The sequence below is a fragment of the Ascidiimonas meishanensis genome (assembly GCF_037782385.1).
Lineage (GTDB): Bacteria > Bacteroidota > Bacteroidia > Flavobacteriales > Flavobacteriaceae > Ascidiimonas > Ascidiimonas meishanensis.
Genome location: NZ_JBBEXD010000005.1, coordinates 34,134 through 54,627 on the forward strand (window position 1 = coordinate 34,134; position 20,494 = coordinate 54,627).

Below are 20,494 nucleotides of genomic sequence, written 5' to 3' on the forward strand. Positions count from 1 at the left end.
TTGGATTAAACGCCAAACCTTGTATTAATTATGGCTTTTTTTACAGTGCGTTTTATTGGGGTACACATTACTTCGTTCTTATGCTAAATTTGAATTTGCATGAATAATACTTTCCTCGATTATTTTTTTTAGTAATGAAACTTTGCTATTAGGCCCAATAGTTAATAGTTTAGGACTGGTGACCGGTATTCCATTAAATGGCCGCACAAAAACTTCCCCATCTGGATTTCTTTCAAAAGAAGTATATGTTTTTTCGGTTCCAACTCTGGTGAAACCTTTTACCCGAAGAATACTTTTGGGTAGTGTTTGGCAGATATAATAAATACAATTCAGGTCGGGTAAATTTGGCAAATCACAGGAGCAAGAAGACCAATGGGATTTGTCATGGTCTAGTTCTTGAGCTTTGTTTTTAGATGGTATGAGTTCCGGAAGAAGTATAATGTCAACATCATCCATTATTAAAATCTTAGCAAAAGGATTAAGCTCTTTTAGTTCTCTAACAACTAAAGCTTGTCTATTGGCTGTTGTTCTATTAATATGTGTAAGGACAATCAACGAAGATACTTGTATCTGATTTGATTCCAGTTCATTGTGTTCTTTTCGTTTTTGCCAGTTTTTAACATCAACCACCGATAATTGAATGGGAGGTGAAAACCTATCGTTTAGTCCAATACTTAGAAATTCCATTAAGGCACAAGCATCAGAAGTACCATTAGCCTCAATCAAAGTGATTCCATTAGTTCGTTCAGGAATACGGTTTACGTAATTTCTCAACTCATTTATACCACTGCAACAAATACAACTACCAGTAAGAGCTCTAATGCTATTTGGTTCAACTTTATCGGTCAATTGAAGGGCATCAAGGTTTGCGTTTTCATAATCATTTAAAATTACATATGGATTCCAACCATTATACATATAATTGGTTATTAAGTGTCTTAATAAAGTTGTTTTACCAGCTCCCAAAAAACCAACAATTGTAATGATAGCCTCCATATTTACTTAAATAAACTTTATGCATAATACTTTTATTGCTTTAAAAAGCTAAGTAAACTAGTTATGCCATAAATCTTATAGCTTCTATTGTATTTGTTGATTAATGATGTTTAGAAATTCTTTTCGGTTACTTTTTTTAGAAAAGCATCCGCCATATTCTAAAGTAGTAGTAAAGCTTTTCTTATCTTTTATACCTCTTGAAGAAACACAAAGATGTTTAGCAGAGATCACCACTATTACATCATCTGTTTCTAGTGTTTTTTGTAATTCTTTTAAAATTTGCAGAGAAAGTCTTTCTTGAACTTGAGGCCGGTGGGCATAATAATCAACAAGTCTGTTTATTTTTGACAGCCCAATCACTTTATCTTTTGGAACATAACCAATATGAGCTAGACCAGTAATTGGTAAAAAATGATGTTCACAAGAAGAATCAATTGCAATGTTTTGTTCCACGAGTACTTTCTCATAACCATATGTGTTCTCAAAAACTGATAGAGAAGGTTTATTTTTAGGGTCTAAACCATAAAAAAGTTCTTTTATATACATTTTGGCAAAGCGATAAGGTGTACCAGATAAGCTGTCATCAGATAAATCAAGACCAAGCTCTTCCATTATTTTTTCAAAATGATGCTTAATATTTTTAATTTTTTCTTCATCAGATTTTTCAAATGCATCAGCACGTAAAGGCGTATCTGTACGGGTTGATATATGATTATCACCTATGGTTTCAATTTTATTTTTATTCATTGTAAGTACAACATTTATAGGTTTTACACTGGCAGAATTTTAAATTATAAATATGTAAAACTGCAAGGGTAATAGCGGTTATATAAATTATAGTTTCTGGTAACGAAACCCATTTTACTTTTTCATTTATGACTAATAGAAATAAAGTAATCCAACTTATCCATAGTAATGGCTTCATAAAGATTTTAGAAGTGTTTTTAGCTGAGCGAGCTACTGCAAAAAATGAAATAATCAAAAAAATATAATCTAAATTTCGCCACCAAATCAGACTGCTTTCACTATCAGTAACAGAATTGGTATGAGCTATAAAAATAAAAGGGGTTGCAAGACAATGAATTACACATAAAGTACTTGCAAGTGCGCCAAAAATGTCGGATTTATCTAAAATTAATCTCACCGTATAGTTTTAATAATGCAACTGAGTTGCAAAAGTAATCATATAATTTGTTATTGCAACTTAGTTGTAATAAATTTGTATATGGGAATTATTAGAAAAACACAATCTGTTAAAGTTTTACTTTCTGAATTTAAGAGTGCCGCAGAAGCTATTTCTGCCATAGACTTGATTAAAAGACTTCATTCAAAGCTTAATAAAACTACTGTTTATCGTGTACTAGACAAACTTGAGGATGATGGTATTTTACACTCTTTTCTTGACAAGAACGGAATCAAGTGGTATGCAAAGTGTAACGCATGTACATGTTCTAAACACATTGATGCACATCCACATTTTCAATGCATAAGCTGTGGTAAGGTTGATTGTGTAGCAATAGATGTTCATATTCCTAATATCCCTAATAGAGAAGTAGTAGTGTCTCAAATTTTAATTCAAGGCAAATGTGAGAATTGTTTTATGTAACATACATATAGTTCCAAAACAAAATTCCATTTTAAGCATTTTCATTCATTTCACAAACCATGTATTATTGCAATAAAAAGACTGTAAATATGGTAGGAATAAAATAAATTACAATAGTTTTTGCACCTTCATAATCTTTGGCAACTCTTTGCCCAAACAACAACATTAAAAGGGCTACACAAGACAGAATTGCACCATAGAAGCCTAAAGCGGATGCACCGCTCTTAAAAAGCTCCCAGATTCCTGCTAAACTTAAAATACCAGCCACTATCTCAATAAATAGAACGATACCCAATAAAGCGGGGACAGAATTTTTTAAAAAGGTTTTAGCAAAATGAGACTTGATAAAATCTAAATTACCTTTCCAGTCTATTACTTTATCAAGTCCGCTTTGTAAAAAAGTGATACTAAGAAAGGCTAATAATAATATTTCTGTAATTTTTTCCATGATTAATCGGATTTTGAATGCAGTAAGCGTGTTAATTTTATGGATAAATCTGTAAAAACTATTTTTGCATTTCCATTTCGTTCTATATGATAAATAGCATCTTCTACCTCCTTGGTGATAGCGATAATATTATTACCATGTATAAAAGGGGCAAATTTTTCTAATTGAAACCCTTCATCTTGAAACTCTGCAAATACTAAAGAACCAGATTTATAATTTAATAGCATTGCCTGCCTAAAAGTATCAAGGCAATAGTGTAAAAATTGTTTTTGAGTTTCTCTACCAGAAGCTGCTAGCTGTTCACTCCAATTAATAAGGTCGTGAATAGCACTTTTATTCCCTTTTGCTTTGAAAGCACTTCTTACCCATAAGATGAACCATTTTTCAAAAATATGCTCTTCAGAATCTTTTAAATACAGATCCATCGCTTTATTAAAATTCCCATTGCTTTGATGCGCAATTTTTTCTGCAATTTTTTCTGAGGCACCTTTTTTAAGTAATGCATTTTTAATTACAACCGCTGCAAGTGGTGGGAAATGTAAGACTTGGCACCTAGATCTAATAGTTTGAATAATTTGTTCCTCATCTTCAGTAATAAGAATAAAGAGTGTTTTAGTGGGAGGCTCTTCAATAAGTTTAAGGAGTTTGTTAGATGCGGCAATATTGAGTTTATCTGCCATCCAGATAATCATAATTTTATAGCCACCTTCATAAGACTTGAGACTTAAAGATTTAACGATGTCTTGAGCTTCATCAACCCCTATCTGTCCTTGTTTTTTTTCAATTCCAATAAGCCTATGCCAATCAAAAAGATTGCCATACGGCTGTTCTTTAATAAACTGTCTCCATTCTTCTAAGAAGTGAGCACTTACAGGATGAGATTTAACTTTATGATTTGCCGCTACAGGAAAAGCAAAGTGAAGATCAGGATGTGATAAATGCTCAAATTTAAGGTTGCAAGCTGCATTCCCGCCTTCATTTTCTCCTTGAGTATTTTCGCAAAGTAAATAACGCGCATAGGCAATGGCCATTGCCAAAGTGCCCGTTCCCTCATTACCAACAAACAATTGTGCATGAGAAACTCTTTTATTATCTACACTGGTAGTAAGGTGTTTTTTTATATAATCTTGACCCAGTACTTCACTAAATAGCATAACGCAAATATAACTTTTTGACTTGGAAGCACAGATTAAAAAAATAGATTTCTTTCTTAATGGAAACACCCAGAAATAGCAGAAATATGTACATTTGCGGGTAAATATTTGAATACGATGAAAACACTTAATGACTTTAATTTTGAAAACAAAAAGGCTTTAATACGCGTAGACTTTAATGTTCCGCTTGATGAAAACTTTCAAGTAACAGACGCTACAAGAATTGAAGCGGCAAAACCTACCATTATTAAAATTCTTGAAGATGGGGGAAGTGCCATTCTTATGAGTCATTTAGGGCGCCCTAACGGAGTTGAAGAAAGATTTTCTTTAAAACATATCATTGACAAGGTTTCAGATATCATTGGGGTTCATGTTAAATTTGTGAATGATTGTGTAGGAGAGGAAGCAGAAAAGGCTGCGGCCAATTTAAAAGATGGTGAAATTTTACTACTTGAAAATTTAAGATTTTATAAAGAAGAGCAAAAAGGAGATGTAGAATTTGCAGAAAAATTAGCAAGATTAGGTGATATTTATGTGAATGATGCTTTTGGAACTGCGCATCGTGCGCATGCTTCTACAACGGTTGTGGCTCAGTTTTTTCCAGAAAACAAATGTTTTGGACAATTGTTAGCAAAAGAGATAGAAGCAATTGATAAGGTAATGGCAAGTGGAGAAAAACCTATTACAGCTATTTTAGGAGGATCTAAAGTTTCTTCAAAAATTACCATTATTGAAAACATTCTAGACAAAGTAGATCATCTAATTATAGGTGGTGGAATGACGTATACTTTTGTGAAGGCTAAAGGAGGAAAAATAGGAGATTCTATCTGCGAAGATGATAAACAAGAACTGGCCTTGACGATATTGGCTGAGGCAGCAAAAAAAGGCGTAGAAGTACATTTACCAGTAGATGTAATTGCTGCGGATAGCTTTAGTAATGATGCTAACACACAAACTGTAGCAGTAAATGAAATTCCAGATGGCTGGCAAGGGTTAGATGCAGGCCCACAAACACTTCAACACTTTGAAAAAGTAATTACCAATTCTAAAACCATTCTTTGGAATGGCCCTATTGGTGTATTTGAGATGCCTTCATTTGCAGCAGGTACTATAGCTATTGGAAATTTTATTGAAGCGGCTACCAAAAATGGTGCTTTCTCATTAGTAGGAGGTGGAGATTCGGTAGCAGCGGTCAAGCAATTTGGATTTGAAAATAAGGTAAGTTATGTATCAACTGGCGGTGGGGCTATGTTAGAGAGTTTAGAAGGGAAAGTGTTACCAGGAATTGCTGCTATTAAAGAGTAAAACCTATTTTCACAACAAAATAAAGGGCATTCACAACAATAATTTTTAAGAAAAAACCTTTCTGCATAAATTTATGGTGCCTTAATGAGAAAATTATTGCAGATAGTAAATGCCCCAAGCCTTTAGCTATCAAAACTTACAGAAAGTTCCGAGCCTACTTCTCGGAACTTTTTTTTGCGTTATTACGGAGCAGTATCATAAATGTAAAACAAATAAAAACCATTCATCTGTAGTTCTTTGTAGTACACCACACCTTTACGTCACTTCACCACATTTTTCTTTAGGGTATTTTTAATAATTGCATCTTTGAATTGTTTAAATGAGAACAGAAAAACGATAGTAAGCCCCAAGCTTTATGCTATCAATTAAATAAAAAAATCCCGAGTCCTACTGCTCGGGATTTTTTTCTAGAATATGCCTAATCAAACTTTAGTATTTTTATTGGTTAATTACAATAATTGATATTTTCACCACAAAAAATAACTACTTCACAACATAAATTTTCCAAACTGAGGTGTTTGCTATATGTTTGAAATGTCAAAATGAAATATAGCAAATAGATAGTGAATGCCCCAAGCTTTAAACTATCAGTTTAACATAAAAAAATCCTGAGCCCTACTCTCAGGATTTTTTTATTTTCAAAACTTTTCTTTTTCGAAATAGTAATTTTTGATAATGATAGCAGAGAGGTCAAGAATAAAAGAACGGGGAAATAAACTTCAAAAAGTGATCTGATTGTACTCATGATTCTTTTTTACCACATAATTTAAGAGGTTCACAACAAAAGTTTTATCTAAATGTAGTTTTGGTGTATGTTTACAGTGTCATTTAGTGAAGCAGACATATAGATAGTTATACGCCCCAAGCTTAAAAACTATCGGTTTAACATAAAGAATCCCGAGCCCTACTCTCGGGATTTTTTAGTTTTAAGCGTAAAATATAACACAGCAAATTTTCAACAAAGAGTTATTTAGACAAGACAAAAAAATTATTTTTTTATTTTGTTGTAATAATTTCAATTTCACCACAAAAAACAACATTTTCACAACATAAATTTTTTAACATGATAGGTTTGTGATATGTTTGAAGTGTCAAAGTGAAAATAGCAAAATAGATAGTGAATGCCCCAAGCTTTAAACTATCAGTTTAACATAAAAAAATCCTGAGCCCTACTCTCAGGATTTTTTTATTTTCAAAACTTTTCTTTTTCGAAATAGTAATTTTTGATAATGATAGCAGAGAGGTCAAGAATAAAAGAACGGGGAAATAAACTTCAAAAAGTGATCTGATTGTACTCATGATTCTTTTTTACCACATAATTTAAGAGGTTCACAACAAAAGTTTTATCTAAATGTAGTTTTGGTGTATGTTTACAGTGTCATTTAGTGAAGCAGACATATAGATAGTTATACGCCCCAAGCTTAAAAACTATCGGTTTAACATAAAGAATCCCGAGCCCTACTCTCGGGATTTTTTAGTTGTATACATCTCCATTTAGAATTAGAAGAAGTATTAATTTGTTTTGCACGATCATGCAAAACAGTCATATTTTAAAAGCTTTAAGATTTATTTAATTGGGTATTCGCCCAAAAAATACGATTTTAGCATAAATTCTGTTTAAAGTACTACAAGCATATGAAGATGAAGAAGATAATTCTGGCATTTACCATACTGTTTACGAGTTTTTCTTGGTCTCAACAATCGCCAGAAGAAAACAATTCGCAAACAAAAATTGTAAAAAAAGATACCATAGTAATAGATAGTATTCCGTCTGGAATTTTGATGGACGATACCAACGATTTTTCTCAAATAAATGGCTTATTTTCAAGAGGAAAAGAGAAAATTAGTTTATTAGATAATCCTGTGGCTTCACGAATAGACAGCTTATGGAAACAAGAAATACTTAAATCTAATCTATTTGATACTATCTACAAAGAGGTACAAAACCTTCCCTATGATGATAGTATTGCTTTTGCAGAACTACCAACAGATACTTTAAAAGCAAGATTAGCAAGACTTAACCAAAGAACACCTTTTAATATTGAATACAATCCGTCATTAGAAAGTGTGATTAAGAGTTTTTTAAAGCGAAGAAGAACTTCCCTTCAAAAACTTATGGATAAAAGCGATTACTACTTTCCAATGTTTGAGCAGGAATTAGACGTTCATGACATTCCTCTGGAAGTGAAGTATCTCGCCATAGTAGAATCTGCATTAAACCCTCGTGCCAGGTCAAGAGTGGGTGCCACTGGGCTATGGCAATTTATGTTTTCTACGGGAAGAATGTACAAACTAGATGTAAATAGTTATGTAGATGAACGTATGGATCCTCTTAAATCAACAGCTGCAGCAGCAAGATATCTTGCCAAACTATATGAGATTTTTGAAGATTGGGATCTTGCTCTTGCCGCCTATAATTCTGGACCAGGAAATGTATCTAAAGCAATTAGGCGTTCTGGAGGATATAAAAATTATTGGAATTTAAGACCTTATTTACCCAGAGAAACGGCTGGATATGTTCCTGCTTTTTTAGCCACCATGTATATTTTTGAATATGCAGAAGAACACGGATTTAAACGAACAAAGAATCCAGTACCTTATTTTGAAACCGATACGGTTTCTGTAAAAAAGATGATAGGATTTGATCATATTTCAGAACTTACGGGTATTGAGAAGGAGCAAGTCGCATTTTTGAATCCAGCGTATAAATTAGACATCATTCCGGTTGTAGATGGTAAAGATTATTCTTTAAGACTCAGTACAGAGGCCATTGGCAGGTTTGTAGCAAACGAGGATTCTATTTATGCATATGTGACTTCAGAATTAGCGAAACGTGAAAAACCACTTCCGCAATTGGTGAAAGTAGATGCAAAAATTCGATATCGGGTAAGAAGTGGAGATTTTCTCGGTAAAATTGCTAATAGATATGGAGTTAGAGTTAGAGACATCAAAAGATGGAACGGTCTTAGAAGTAATAACCTTAGAATAGGTCAAAGACTTACTATTTACCCAAGAAAACCTAATTTTAAAGCACCCAAGACTTCCAAAAAACAAACAGTAGCGCCTAAGAAATTAAATAGCAAAAATGCAAATCTAAAATTATATACGGTACAATCTGGAGACTCTTTATGGACTATCGCCCAAAAATTTTCTGGCGTTTCTGTAGAAAATCTTAAAAATTGGAACGGTATTAGCGGTACTAAATTAAAGCCCGGTATGAGGCTTAAATTATGTAACTGTTAATTATAAAAGGAAAAGTATGAAAAGAGCTGTTTTATTTATTCTATTGTTGGCTACCATTTATTCTTGTAACGAAAGTAAAGGAGAAAAATACCTTCCAAAATCGGTAGGCGCAATCAACTCACTTTCTGTAATTATTGATAATGATTTGTGGAAAGGAGAGGTGGGTGACGAATTAAGAAAATATTTTGCAGCACCTGTTGATGGTCTTCCTTGGGATGAGCCTTTATTTTCAATACATCAAATGCCTCCCGTAGTTTTTAGTGATTTTGTACGCAATAGTAGAAACATCATTATAATTGAAAAAGACATTACTTCTGCAACAGGAATTAAGGATGAAGTATACGCTAGGCCTCAGAAAATAGCTTATTTTAAAGGAGAGAATGAAGAAGAAATCATTCAACTTATTCAGAAGAATGCACCTGCGGTTATTCAGGAAATGAAACAACTGGAACTAGATGAGAAGCAAAAGAGAATACTAAGATCGCTTAATAAAGAAACGGCTTTAAAAGAAAAATTGGGCGTTTCGCTTACCATGCCATCTGTTTACAAAATAGCCAAAGAAGAAGAAAATTTCTTCTGGATAGATCGTGAAATTCTCAAAGGCTCTATGAATATATTGGTTTATGAAATGCCTATAAATAGTATTCCTAATGATTCTACCCAAATACAAAGCATTATACAGATGAGAGATTCAATAGGTAAAAAATACATTCCCGGTCCAGTAGAAGATTCTTATATGACCACTGAAAAAGCGTATGCACCTTATCTTTTTGAAGCCCAAATAGCAAATAAACCTGCACTGGAGGTTAAAGGAATGTGGGATATTACAGGTTATTTTATGGCCGGTCCTTTTATTTCTTATATAGTTGAAGACCCTAAAAATGATCGTTTAGTAGTGGTAGAAGGGTTTACGTTTGCACCCTCTACCAATAAAAGAGACTATATGTTTGAGTTAGAAGCCATATTGAAAACACTTAAAATTGAATAAAAAATAAAACATAGCACAAAAAAAGGCGCTTGTGAAAGCGCCTTTTTTTTAAACTAATAAATACTTTTAAAAGTTATATCCTGTAGCCATGCGATAAAGGAATGCATACATTACAATGCCAATGCATCCTACACAAAACCAGGTTAAAATTTTAAAATAAGAAGCGACCATATAATGCCCAAGATTTTTGAAAGCTTCTGTATAAATGTCTTTTAGTAGTAGAAATTTATTCATAAATAAATTGTTTAAATGATTAATAGCGAGAACAATATATTTATAATAGTTAGAGCTATTAAATAAAATAGATATAATGCATCAAAATGGGTTTAAATGAGTAAAAATCCTAAAAAAAGGCAACTGTAATCACAAATTTATAATCTATAAATCAAGAAATCTTTTCATGAATAAAGCAGCATTTGTGGCGCAAACCACTTCCTTACCTCTTAAAAACATCACCAATACAATTAAGCTGATGGAACAAGATTGTACCATTCCGTTTATTGCCAGATACAGAAAAGAAGCTACAGGAAACCTTGATGAAGTAGCCATTATGGATATTTTTAAAGCGGTTAAATTGTATGACGAAATGGAAAAGCGCAAAACAGCCATTTTAAAAGCAATTGAAGAACAGAACGTACTTACACCTCAATTAAAAGAAAACATCTTACAGGCATCCTCTATGCTTCAATTAGAAGACATTTATTTACCTTTTAAAAAGAAACGCAAAACAAAAGCTTCCGTAGCCAGAGAAAATGGATTAGAACCTTTGGCAAAGATCATTATGAAGCAGCAGGATGCAGAGGTAGAGAATACCGCGGTGCGTTTTACATCTCATACGGTACCAAGTACCGCAGACGCCTTGCAAGGAGCAAGATATATTATAGCAGAATGGATTAATGAAAATAGTAGGGTAAGAAACAGGCTTAGAAGCTGGCTAAGAAAAAAAGCCCATATAACTTCACAGGTATTAAAAGAAGCTAGTGAAAAAGAAACCAGCCTCAAGTATCAGCAATATTTTGATTGGAGTGAACTTATCGCAAAATGTCCTTCACACAGGCTTTTAGCCATTTTAAGAGCAGAAAATGAAGGAGTCGTAAAGGTAAAAATTGAAATAGACAAAGAAGAAGCCTTAGATATAATAGATCATATCATTATCAAAACGGAGGTAAGAAGCAGTATAGATCAAGTATTCATGGCCATAGAAGATGCTTATAAAAGATTATTACTACCCGCCTTATCTAATGAAATCATTAAAGAAGCCAAGGAGAAAGCAGATGCAGCTGCCATAAAGGTATTCGCAACCAACTTAAGACAACTACTCCTAGCTGCTCCCTTGGGAGAAAAGCGCATTTTAGCAATTGATCCCGGATATAAAAGTGGTTGTAAAATAGTATGTCTTGACGAAAAAGGAGATTTACTGCATAATGAAAACATCTACCCCCACCCACCTCAACGTGAAACTAGCAAAGCATCAAAAAAAATAAAGTCTTTGGTAAATGCCTATAAAATAGAAGCGATAGCGATTGGAAATGGAACAGCATCCAGAGAAACCGAAGCTTTTATTAAAAGAATTCCTTTTGAACAAGATTTACAGGTTTTTGTAGTAAATGAAAATGGAGCCTCTATTTATTCTGCCTCCAAAATTGCCAGACAAGAATTCCCTAACTATGATGTTACCGTAAGAGGCGCAGTATCTATTGGAAGAAGATTAGCAGACCCTTTAGCAGAGTTGGTTAAAATAGACCCCAAATCTATAGGCGTAGGACAATACCAGCACGATGTAGATCAAAATAAGCTAAAAAATGAATTAGATACAGTGATCATGAGTTGTGTGAATAGCGTAGGCGTTAATGTAAACACTGCAAGCGCCCCTTTATTGAGTTATGTATCTGGTATTGGGGCTGTATTAGCAGAAAATATAGTGAAATACAGAGCGAGTAATGGCACCATAGCTACCCGAAAAGAGCTATTAAAAATTCCAAGACTGGGTGATAAAGTTTTTGAACAGGCAGCAGCTTTTTTACGAATTACAGATCCAGCCTATCCATTAGATAATTCAGCCGTTCACCCAGAGCGGTATGAGTTGGTTAAAAAGATGGCAAAAGACCAACAGACCACGATAGAAAACCTTATTGGGAATAAAGAGCTTATACACAAAATACAAAAAGCTACGTATATTTCAGAAGATATAGGCTTACCAACTATTGAAGATATTATTAAAGAATTAGAAAAGCCTGGAAGAGACCCTAGAAAAAAAGCGAGAGTTTTTGAATTTTCCAAAGAACTTAAAACCATCAATGATGTAAAACCAGGCATGAAGGTTCCGGGAATCGTTAATAATATTACCAATTTTGGTTGCTTTGTTGATATTGGGATCAAAGAAAGTGGCTTAGTACATATCTCAAAGCTTAAGAATGAATACGTAAGCGATCCCTCAACCGTGGTTTCCCTTCATGAACATGTACAGGTAAAAGTATTAGAGGTAGATGTGGCAAGAAAGCGCATTCAACTTTCTATGATTGATTAAGTACTACCTCGTTTGGTAAGCCTTAATACATTCCATAAGTTGCCTTAAACAATCAAAAAAGGGGCTTCGACTCCGCTCAGCCCCCTGATTACGTGAAAAAAGGCTTTGTTATACTTAAAACAAATTTGCTCACGGACGGCTGAGCGAAGTCGAAGCCAACAATTTAAGGGCACTGAGGCTCTCGAAGTGCCAGATAGCTATCTCCTTGTCGCCTTTGGCAGACGTGTAGAAATGACGACGCTGAAATATAGGCATCACCCTTCGATCGGCTCAGGGCTCGCACCTACCTTTGTAAAAGCTTTTAAAAACACCTATGGGAAAGTCTCCTTTTTTCTTTCTTTTTTGGAGAAGCAAAAAAGATAAAAGCAGATCATTTTTATAATTTAAGTACTGTAGAAAAACAAACACAAAAACACCCGGTCATATCAAAAGAGCGCAGCAACTTACCCTTAACTTTATGGGTGTCTGATGAGTACCCTCATAGCCATTGTGCAAACAACTAGGCAGATTTCTCCTTGTCGCCTTTGGCAGACGCGTAGAAATGACGATACTGAAATCTCCAAAAAATGGCAACAAACATCTACAAGGAACTACCCATAGAGCGCTTCAGTACCCAACTTAGATTGCGACAAATATTGTGCAAACATATCCAGGGTAAATAGAATGTACTCTTGATGGAAAGAAGTTGTTGAGTAGGTCTTTTGGCACATTTGAAGACAGAACCTAAAAACAAAAAAATCCCGCAACTGCGGGATTTTTTTACATATTTCTTAAAAATTAATCTTTTTGCTCTTCTTGATCTTCTTCTTTTGAAGCGTTTTTGAATTCTTTAATACCGCTACCCAAACCACGCATCAACTCAGGAATCTTTTTACCACCAAAAAGTAATAAAATTAAAACTACAATAAGAACAATTTGCCATGGGCCAATCATCCCTAAAAATATACTAAGTGACATCATCATAAAAAATTTTGTTAAACAAAAGTAACAAGAAAAGTTGAAACCATCATTGCCCTATAAGTTAAAAGGCTAAAAGCCTTTTTCTAACGTAAATAATAAAGAGGTAAAGGAGCGCCCAAAACAGGAACATCAATTGCGTAAGATGAAACCTCTCATGAATAATTACAATGGAAATAAAGACATTATTTTACATATACTTATATTTGCGTTTACATGGCAAAAAAGAAGGTTCGAAGAAAACAATTAAAGAAAAAGCTACTTCATAAATACAGGCTGGTAATACTTAATGAAGATACGTTTGAAGAACGTATCTCCTTTAAATTAAGTAGGCTTAATGTATTTGTCGTAAGTACACTTTTTACGGTAGTGCTTATTGCAGCTACTACACTTCTAATTGCTTTTACCCCTCTTAGAGAATACATACCGGGGTACTCCTCTACAAGACTCAAAAAACAAGCACTAGATAATTCAGAAAAGGTAGATTCTTTGCAGACTGAGCTACAGGAAAATCTAGTCTATCTTCAAAATATAAGAAAGGCATTAGTTGGGGAATTGCAATTTGCAGATGTAAATAAAGATTCATTATTAGATCAACTTAGGCTTGATCCTTCAAATATAGACTTAGCTCCTAATAAAGAAGATTCCTTATTAAGAAAGCAAGTAGCTATTGAAGATAAGTTCAATATATTAGAAGGTGCCAAAACAAAAGGTGATTTTATCCTCTTTCCACCAGTTATAGGAACATTATCTCAAGCGTATAATGCAAAGCTAAAACACTTTGCAGTGGATATTATTGCGCCCAAAGAAAGCCCAGTAAAAGCTGTTGGAGATGGTACGGTAATATTTGCAGAATGGACCTCAGAAACCGGTTATGTTATTATTTTGGAGCACGCATTTGGCTTAATTTCTGTTTACAAACACAACGGATCCCTTACAAAGAGTCAAGGAGACTTGGTAAAGTCTGGTGAGGTAATTGCTACTGTAGGTAATACAGGACAACTTACTACCGGTCCACATTTACATTTTGAATTATGGAGTGAAGGGTATCCAGTAAACCCAACAGATTATATAGATTTTGAGTAATTTAAATGATGTCAATAAAATCTTTTGCAGCTAAAATTTTTGCCAATATAGAGGTGAAAAAGTTAAGAAAATGGGCTGCCAGACCTAAAGAAACACAGGATAAGGTTTTTAAAATGCTTATTTCTAGTGCTGCCAATACCAAATTTGGAAAAGAGCATCACTTTTCCGACATAAAAAGCCATGAAGATTTTTGCAACGCGGTACCCATAAGAGATTATGAAGAATTAAGACCTTATATGGATCTTGTGGTGGCAGGGCAAGAAAATATTATATGGCCCGGTAAACCACTCTATTTTGCTAAAACTTCTGGGACAACTTCTGGCGCAAAATACATTCCAATTACCAAGGCATCTATGCCTTCTCATATCAATGCGGCACGAAATGCTATTTTATGCTATATTCACGAAACAGGCAATGCTTCTTTTGTAGACGGGAAGATGATATTTTTGCAGGGGAGTCCTATTTTACAAGAGAAAAACGGAGTTAAATTAGGAAGGCTTTCAGGCATTGTAGCACATTATGTTCCAGGATATCTACAAAAAAACAGAATGCCCAGTTGGGAAACTAATTGTATTGATGATTGGGAAACAAAAGTAAATGCTATAGTAGAAGAAACGCGTAAAGAAAACATGACTGTTATTGGAGGGATCCCTTCATGGGTACAAATGTATTTTGAAAGATTACAAACAGTAACAGGTAAAAAAGTGGGCGACCTCTTCAATAATTTCCAATTGTTTATTTATGGAGGGGTGAATTATGAACCCTATCGGGCAAGATTTGAAAGTTTAATTGGAAGAAAAGTAGATAGTATTGAATTATTTCCTGCAAGTGAAGGGTTTTTTGCATTTCAAGATTCACAAAAGGAAAAGGGAATGCTATTACAACTAGACGCGGGTATTTTTTACGAATTTATCAAGGTAGAAGATTTTCTAGATCAGAACCTAAAAAGAATCACCGTTGATGAGGTAGCATTAGGAGTAAACTATGTGATGATTATTTCTAATAATGCGGGCTTATGGGCTTATAATTTAGGAGACACCGTTATTTTTACCTCTATTAAACCATATAGACTAATTGTATCTGGCAGAGTTAAACACTTTATATCTGCATTTGGTGAACACGTTATAGCCAAAGAAGTAGAAACTGCACTCAAGATAGCATCTTCAAAATTCAATGTTCAAATTAATGAGTTTACAGTAGCTCCTCAGATAGAAACCCAAGAAGGAGAGCTTCCTTATCACGAATGGCTTATAGAATTTAAGCAAGAACCAGATAATTTGGGGAATTTAGCGAATGAAATAGACAAAGAGATGCAAGCTCAAAATAGTTATTATTTTGATTTAATAGACGGTAAAATTTTACAAACGTTAAAAATTACTTCCATAAAAAAAGGTGGTTTTAATGAGTATATGAAGTCTATTGGGAAACTTGGAGGTCAAAACAAAGTACAGAGATTGGCTAATGACCGTAAACTCGCTACAGCCTTGCATGCTTATAAAAAGAACTGATTTTAGATAATTACGCTTATTTTTGTAAAGAAATTTACTTATGGATAAAATTAAAGGAAGAACCAGAGCTCAAGAGTCTACAGGAGCTATAGAACGAATGTATATTACGATGCGGCATTTGTTTAATAGAGGTTTTTATAAACCCTCTGGTATTTCAGGAGAGTCTTTAAGACAATCACTTTTGCTGTTACGTCCAGAGATTTATGGTACTGTGGCAGAAGAGAAAACAGAAATAAATGGGCTTACCTATATATTAGATAGATTACCTCAAGGCATAGAGCAATGCAGGCAAATCAACTTGATATCTGATGAAGGCTATAAAAAATCTCATTTTAAAGTAATTATTCCTCCAAAACGAAGAAGGAACTGTTATAGGATAGACGAGGAACAAATGAATGTAGAGATTACTCGTGGGCGTTCAGATATTTATGATATACTTACTCACCTTACTTTTCTTTACATAGAGGCAGACAAAATAAGAACTCGTGTACTTAATGAAGACACCAAAGAAGTTAGCAGAGAGTGGAAAAAAATTGAAAAAATATTAGTGAGTGAAGAACTTTCTCAAGAAGATAGAGAAGTGGCACTTATCCATATTGCCAATATCTTGGGAAGAACTTTTGATGAAGCCTTAGAAGCACACAAAACTTTTTCTACAAAAGAAAACCCAGAAAGGTTTCTTCGAGTGATCTATTGGATGGGTAAAGTAGCCATAGAAGAACAAACCAAAGGCCTTAAAAGAACTATAGAGTTTAGCCCGGTATTGAGAGAACGTTTGGGGCATCATATTCATGGAGAAATATGGGCTACAAGTATTAAAAAATTACTAAAAGAACATCAATTATTACATAGGCCAATTCATATTATTAGTGCCAATATGCATAGCGTTATGAATTTGCTTTTTGCTAAAAAAGTGCTTAAGGAGGAGTTCTCAGAAAGTAGTGATCTTGAAATTTATCAGATCTTGAGCCTACCTGAAAATGAACACTATCGTAAAATAGTAAAAGAATTTGCTCAAAATAATGGGATGACTTCTTTAGATGATCTCTCTGGAACAAATATTGACATCCAAATTTTTGACACGGCACTCATTGATTTTGAGGGAACAGGATATCAACTAGATTCTTCCTTTGCAGAAGATGAAAAGCCAGTTTTGTTTGTAATGGATTATGCCTTTGGTGAACAAGCCTATGAAACAATAGATGAGTTATTAAAACCGTACAAGCGAAAAGGTAAAAAGGCTAAATTCTTAAATGTAGCCTCTGTTTCTATTATGGGTAAAGCGGGCATACTAGAGGGTGGTAAAGGTGATTTAATGATTCCTACTGCGCATATTTTTGAAGGTACTGCAGACAATTATCCATTTAAAAATGAATTATCTAAAGAAGATTTTGAAGGGAATGGACTCAAGGTATTTGAAGGCTCAATGGTAACTGTTTTAGGAACCTCACTTCAAAACAAAGACCTACTTGAATTTTTTCATGATTCTACATGGAATGTTATTGGTCTTGAAATGGAAGGTGCACATTATCAAAAAGCAGTTCAATCTGCCTCAAGAATCCGTAAAAGTATCTCTGAGGATGTAAAAGTACGTTATGCCTATTACGCTTCAGATAACCCATTAGAAACAGGGAGTACCCTTGCTTCCGGAGGATTGGGAACTACAGGGGTGAAACCCACCTATTTAATCACATGTAAAATAGTAGAACAAATTTTTAATAATTAAAATTATGAGTGACCGTTCAGATTTATCGAATAAAACAACAGAGGAAATTGATCTTGGTCAGCTTTTTAAACTTATAGGTGATGTTTTTAACCGATTTTTCTCTTTTATTGCATCAATTTTTAAAGGGATCTTTAAGGCAGTAATACTGTTTTTACTTTTTCTTCAAAAACATATTCTAAAATTCGCTATTGCAGGTATTCTAGGCTTTGCAATTGGATATTATCTAGAAATAAAGGAAGGGTTGCTCTATGAATCTACTATGATGGTAGAGCCTAATTTTAATAGTGTACAACAGCTTTACAATAATATTGCCTTTTATGATGAACTCGCACGAGCAGAAGAAACAACAGCCCTTGCTTTAGCTTTAAATATTAGCAGCGAAGATGCCGCCTTAATAAAAGAGGTTAGGGTTGAGTCTTTTGCAGACGAAAATCAAAAAATCAAACTTTTTGATAAGTTTATAAGAGAATTAGATACCATTACTATTAAAACTATTGATTTTGAATCATATCTTAAAAATTTCAATTCTCTGGATGCTCGTTTTCATAAGATTGTAATGACTACCAAAAGAAGTGATGTAGCCAGTAAAACCCAAAAGGCGATTGTTAATTCTATACAAAGTAACAGTTATTTTAAACTTCAGAAAGATGTAAGCGATCAAAATATTGCTATTCAAGACAGTACTTATAACAAACAACTTGTAGAAATAGATTCGCTACAAAATCTGTACAAAAAGGTAATGCTGGCTATCGCAAAAAACCCTAGTAGTGGAACAAATATTAATCTAGCCGATAAAGGAAAATCAATTAATAAAGAATTACAGTTAATCAAAGAGCGCCAATTGATTCAGGAAGAATTAGTAAAACTATATGAAGATAAGGCAGCAAAAGCTACCATTATAAACGTGATCTCAGATTTTCCTGATAGAGGAGTAGAAGTGCACGGCTTTTTTACATCTAAAAAGTTTATAGTAGCTTTGGCAGGTATTTTTCTTGTGCTCTTTCTTTTAGCGCTTCTGGAGTTAAATAAATACCTTAAAAATTATAAAGCTAAATTAAGTTAGATGAAGCTTTTGATAACAGGAGGCGCGGGATTTATTGGAGCTAACTTTATAGGTTATTGCCTTGATAAAAACCCCCGTATGGAGGTGATTAATTTAGACAAACTTACCTATGCAGGTAATCTCGAGAATGTGGCCCATTTAGAGAATAACCCAAGATATTCATTTATTAAGGGAGATATTTGCGATGAATCACTGCTAAATCAAATATTTACAGAGAATAAAATAGAAGGAGTCATACACTTTGCAGCAGAATCACATGTTGATAATTCTATAGAAGGACCCGGAATTTTTGTAGAAACAAATGTAAAAGGCACCTATAGTTTGCTGGAGACAGCTAGAAGATGTTGGATGCAAGAACCTTTTAAATACAAAAAAAGTTTTGAAAAAGCGCGCTTTCACCATATTTCTACAGATGAGGTGTATGGAACTCTGGGTAAAGAAGGGCTTTTTACAGAAAAGACACCCTATGCACCCAATAGTCCTTACAGTGCTTCCAAAGCAGGGTCAGATTTTTTAGTGAGGAGCTATTTTCATACCTATGGAATGAATGTAGTTACCACTAATTGTTCTAATAACTACGGTCCGGCACAGCACGATGAGAAGCTTATTCCTACTATTATCAGAAAAGCATTGAAGCATGAAAAAATACCCATTTACGGTGATGGAAGCAACATAAGAGATTGGCTGTATGTAGAAGATCATTGCGCTGGTGTAGATTTAGTTTTCAAAAAAGGGGTCTCCGGAGAAACCTATAATATTGGTGGTAATAATGAGCGTACAAATTTATATATAGCAAATACCATCTGTAAATTACTAGATTCACTAGTACCTAAAAAAGAAGGTTCTTATCTCAATCAGATTGCCTTTGTAAAAGATCGTCCAGGCCATGATTTTCGGTATGCAATAGATGCTTCTAAAATTGAAAAAGAATTGGGATGGAGCGCAAATGAGAATTTTGAAAGCGGAATCCTTAAAACCCTAAAATGGTATCTTAGCAAATATCAAAAAATCAATATACTTGCCAAATGAAAGGAATTATTTTAGCTGGAGGTACAGGAACAAGGTTGCACCCATTAACACTCGCGGTTAGTAAACAACTCATGCCAGTATATGATAAGCCAATGATTTATTATCCTCTTTCTACACTCATGAGTGCGGGTATTAGAGATATTCTTATTATTTCCAATCCGGAAGACCGTTCTCTTTTTGAGAAATTATTAGGAGATGGGCTATCGTATGGTTGCAGGTTTACCTATGCTACTCAGGAAAAACCAAAAGGGCTGGCAGAAGCCTTTATTATTGGTGAAGAATTTATTGGAAGTGATAAGGTAGCACTGATTTTAGGAGACAACCTTTTTTATGGGAGTGGACTGTCTGCACTATTAATGCAAAATACAGATCCAGATGGAGGTATCATTTATGGGTACCATGTTAACAATCCAGAACATTATGGCGTGGTTTCTTTTGATAAAGATGGGAAAGCAACCGCTATTGAGGAAAAACCCACAAACCCAAAATCTAGTTTTGCCGTTCCAGGGATCTATTTTTATGATAACGAGGTAATTAATATAGCAAAGCAAATTAAACCCAGTAAACGGGGAGAGCTAGAGATAACAGATGTTAATCGTACCTATCTAGCGCAAGGACGTCTTAACGTTAAAATTCTTGATAGAGGAACTGCCTGGTTAGATACAGGTACCTTTGATGCACTCATGCAAGCATCACAATTTGTGCAGGTAATTGAAAAAAGGCAAGGACTTAAAATTGGTTCAATTGAAGAAACTGCTTATAGAATGGGATATATAAATAAAGAACAATTAAGTAAACTTGCAAATCCTTTGCTGAAAAGTGGCTATGGTAAATATTTGGTAAACTTAATGCGTTAAG

18 protein-coding genes are annotated in these 20,494 nt (G+C 34.1%); 11 read left to right on the plus strand and 7 right to left on the minus strand.

The window, feature by feature from the left end; all coding sequences use genetic code 11:
• Positions 1 to 78: 78 nt before the first annotated feature.
• From WBG07_RS10385 to WBG07_RS10395, 3 genes are all read right to left on the minus strand, one after another.
• On the minus strand, positions 79 to 996 hold the full coding sequence (locus WBG07_RS10385; RefSeq protein ID WP_340200995.1) for a GTP-binding protein: 918 nt from the start codon (positions 994 to 996) through the stop codon (positions 79 to 81).
• An 84-nt stretch (positions 997 to 1,080) separates the two neighbouring features.
• Complete coding sequence (gene folE, locus WBG07_RS10390) at positions 1,081 to 1,743, minus strand: GTP cyclohydrolase I FolE (protein WP_340200996.1); 663 nt, start codon at positions 1,741 to 1,743, stop codon at positions 1,081 to 1,083.
• Positions 1,736 to 2,140 carry a MerC domain-containing protein gene (locus WBG07_RS10395; protein WP_340200997.1) on the minus strand — a complete coding sequence of 135 codons (405 nt, stop codon included), beginning with the start codon at positions 2,138 to 2,140 and terminating at the stop codon, positions 1,736 to 1,738. The genes folE and WBG07_RS10395 overlap by 8 nt, the downstream gene beginning before the upstream one ends.
• 81 nt (positions 2,141 to 2,221) lie before the next feature.
• On the opposite strand from WBG07_RS10395, the gene WBG07_RS10400 reads away from it, so the two are divergent.
• Complete coding sequence (locus WBG07_RS10400) at positions 2,222 to 2,602, plus strand: Fur family transcriptional regulator (protein ID WP_340200998.1); 381 nt, start codon at positions 2,222 to 2,224, stop codon at positions 2,600 to 2,602.
• 64 nt (positions 2,603 to 2,666) lie between these two features.
• On the opposite strand, the gene WBG07_RS10405 is transcribed toward WBG07_RS10400, so the two are convergent.
• Positions 2,667 to 3,050, minus strand: a complete 384-nt coding sequence (locus WBG07_RS10405; RefSeq protein ID WP_340201000.1) for a DoxX family protein — start codon at positions 3,048 to 3,050, stop codon at positions 2,667 to 2,669.
• 2 nt (positions 3,051 to 3,052) lie between these two features.
• Positions 3,053 to 4,204, minus strand: coding sequence for a DNA polymerase III subunit (locus tag WBG07_RS10410; RefSeq protein ID WP_340201002.1), 1,152 nt, complete (start codon positions 4,202 to 4,204; stop codon positions 3,053 to 3,055).
• Positions 4,205 to 4,321: 117 nt separating this feature from the next.
• Here WBG07_RS10410 and WBG07_RS10415 point away from each other — a divergent pair, with 117 nt between their 5' ends.
• The 3 genes from WBG07_RS10415 (at position 4,322) to WBG07_RS10425 (ending at position 9,740) form a co-directional block, all read left to right on the plus strand.
• Entirely contained in the window at positions 4,322 to 5,509 is a 1,188-nt protein-coding gene (locus WBG07_RS10415; protein ID WP_340201004.1) for a phosphoglycerate kinase, read from the plus strand.
• A 1,641-nt stretch (positions 5,510 to 7,150) separates the two neighbouring features.
• The gene (locus WBG07_RS10420) at positions 7,151 to 8,752 is read left to right on the plus strand and encodes a lytic transglycosylase domain-containing protein (protein ID WP_340201006.1); all 1,602 of its coding nucleotides are present in this window, start codon (positions 7,151 to 7,153) and stop codon (positions 8,750 to 8,752) included.
• A gap of 16 nt (positions 8,753 to 8,768) precedes the next feature.
• Positions 8,769 to 9,740 (plus strand): DUF4837 family protein, encoded by a 972-nt coding sequence (locus WBG07_RS10425; RefSeq protein WP_340201008.1) that lies wholly within the window; start codon positions 8,769 to 8,771, stop codon positions 9,738 to 9,740.
• Positions 9,741 to 9,806: 66 nt separating this feature from the next.
• Here WBG07_RS10425 and WBG07_RS10430 read toward each other — a convergent pair whose 3' ends face one another.
• On the minus strand, positions 9,807 to 9,974 hold the full coding sequence (locus WBG07_RS10430) for a DUF6747 family protein (RefSeq protein ID WP_340201009.1): 168 nt from the start codon (positions 9,972 to 9,974) through the stop codon (positions 9,807 to 9,809).
• A 166-nt stretch (positions 9,975 to 10,140) separates the two neighbouring features.
• Between WBG07_RS10430 and WBG07_RS10435 the strand changes: the two genes are divergently transcribed.
• The gene (locus WBG07_RS10435) at positions 10,141 to 12,267 is read left to right on the plus strand and encodes a Tex family protein (RefSeq protein WP_340201011.1); all 2,127 of its coding nucleotides are present in this window, start codon (positions 10,141 to 10,143) and stop codon (positions 12,265 to 12,267) included.
• 777 nt (positions 12,268 to 13,044) lie between these two features.
• On the opposite strand, the gene tatA is transcribed toward WBG07_RS10435, so the two are convergent.
• Positions 13,045 to 13,227, minus strand: a complete 183-nt coding sequence (tatA, locus tag WBG07_RS10440) for a twin-arginine translocase TatA/TatE family subunit (protein WP_340201670.1) — start codon at positions 13,225 to 13,227, stop codon at positions 13,045 to 13,047.
• A 213-nt stretch (positions 13,228 to 13,440) separates the two neighbouring features.
• Between tatA and WBG07_RS10445 the strand changes: the two genes are divergently transcribed.
• Genes WBG07_RS10445 through rfbA form a run of 6 tightly spaced genes read left to right on the plus strand, consistent with a single transcriptional unit; the run spans position 13,441 to position 20,493 of the window.
• Positions 13,441 to 14,310 carry a M23 family metallopeptidase gene (locus tag WBG07_RS10445; RefSeq protein ID WP_340201012.1) on the plus strand — a complete coding sequence of 290 codons (870 nt, stop codon included), beginning with the start codon at positions 13,441 to 13,443 and terminating at the stop codon, positions 14,308 to 14,310.
• Positions 14,311 to 14,318: 8 nt separating this feature from the next.
• Complete coding sequence (locus tag WBG07_RS10450) at positions 14,319 to 15,818, plus strand: GH3 family acyl-acid amido synthetase (RefSeq protein ID WP_340201672.1); 1,500 nt, start codon at positions 14,319 to 14,321, stop codon at positions 15,816 to 15,818.
• Between the two features lie 40 nt (positions 15,819 to 15,858).
• The gene (locus WBG07_RS10455; RefSeq protein WP_340201014.1) at positions 15,859 to 17,544 is read left to right on the plus strand and encodes a DUF6909 family protein; all 1,686 of its coding nucleotides are present in this window, start codon (positions 15,859 to 15,861) and stop codon (positions 17,542 to 17,544) included.
• Between the two features lie 4 nt (positions 17,545 to 17,548).
• Positions 17,549 to 18,607, plus strand: a complete 1,059-nt coding sequence (locus WBG07_RS10460) for a hypothetical protein (RefSeq protein ID WP_340201015.1) — start codon at positions 17,549 to 17,551, stop codon at positions 18,605 to 18,607.
• A complete protein-coding gene (rfbB, locus tag WBG07_RS10465; RefSeq protein WP_340201017.1) occupies positions 18,608 to 19,636 on the plus strand; it encodes a dTDP-glucose 4,6-dehydratase in 1,029 nt (342 codons plus the stop codon). It begins immediately after the preceding gene.
• The gene (gene rfbA, locus WBG07_RS10470) at positions 19,633 to 20,493 is read left to right on the plus strand and encodes a glucose-1-phosphate thymidylyltransferase RfbA (RefSeq protein WP_340201019.1); all 861 of its coding nucleotides are present in this window, start codon (positions 19,633 to 19,635) and stop codon (positions 20,491 to 20,493) included. The genes rfbB and rfbA overlap by 4 nt, the downstream gene beginning before the upstream one ends.
• Position 20,494 lies beyond the last annotated feature (1 nt).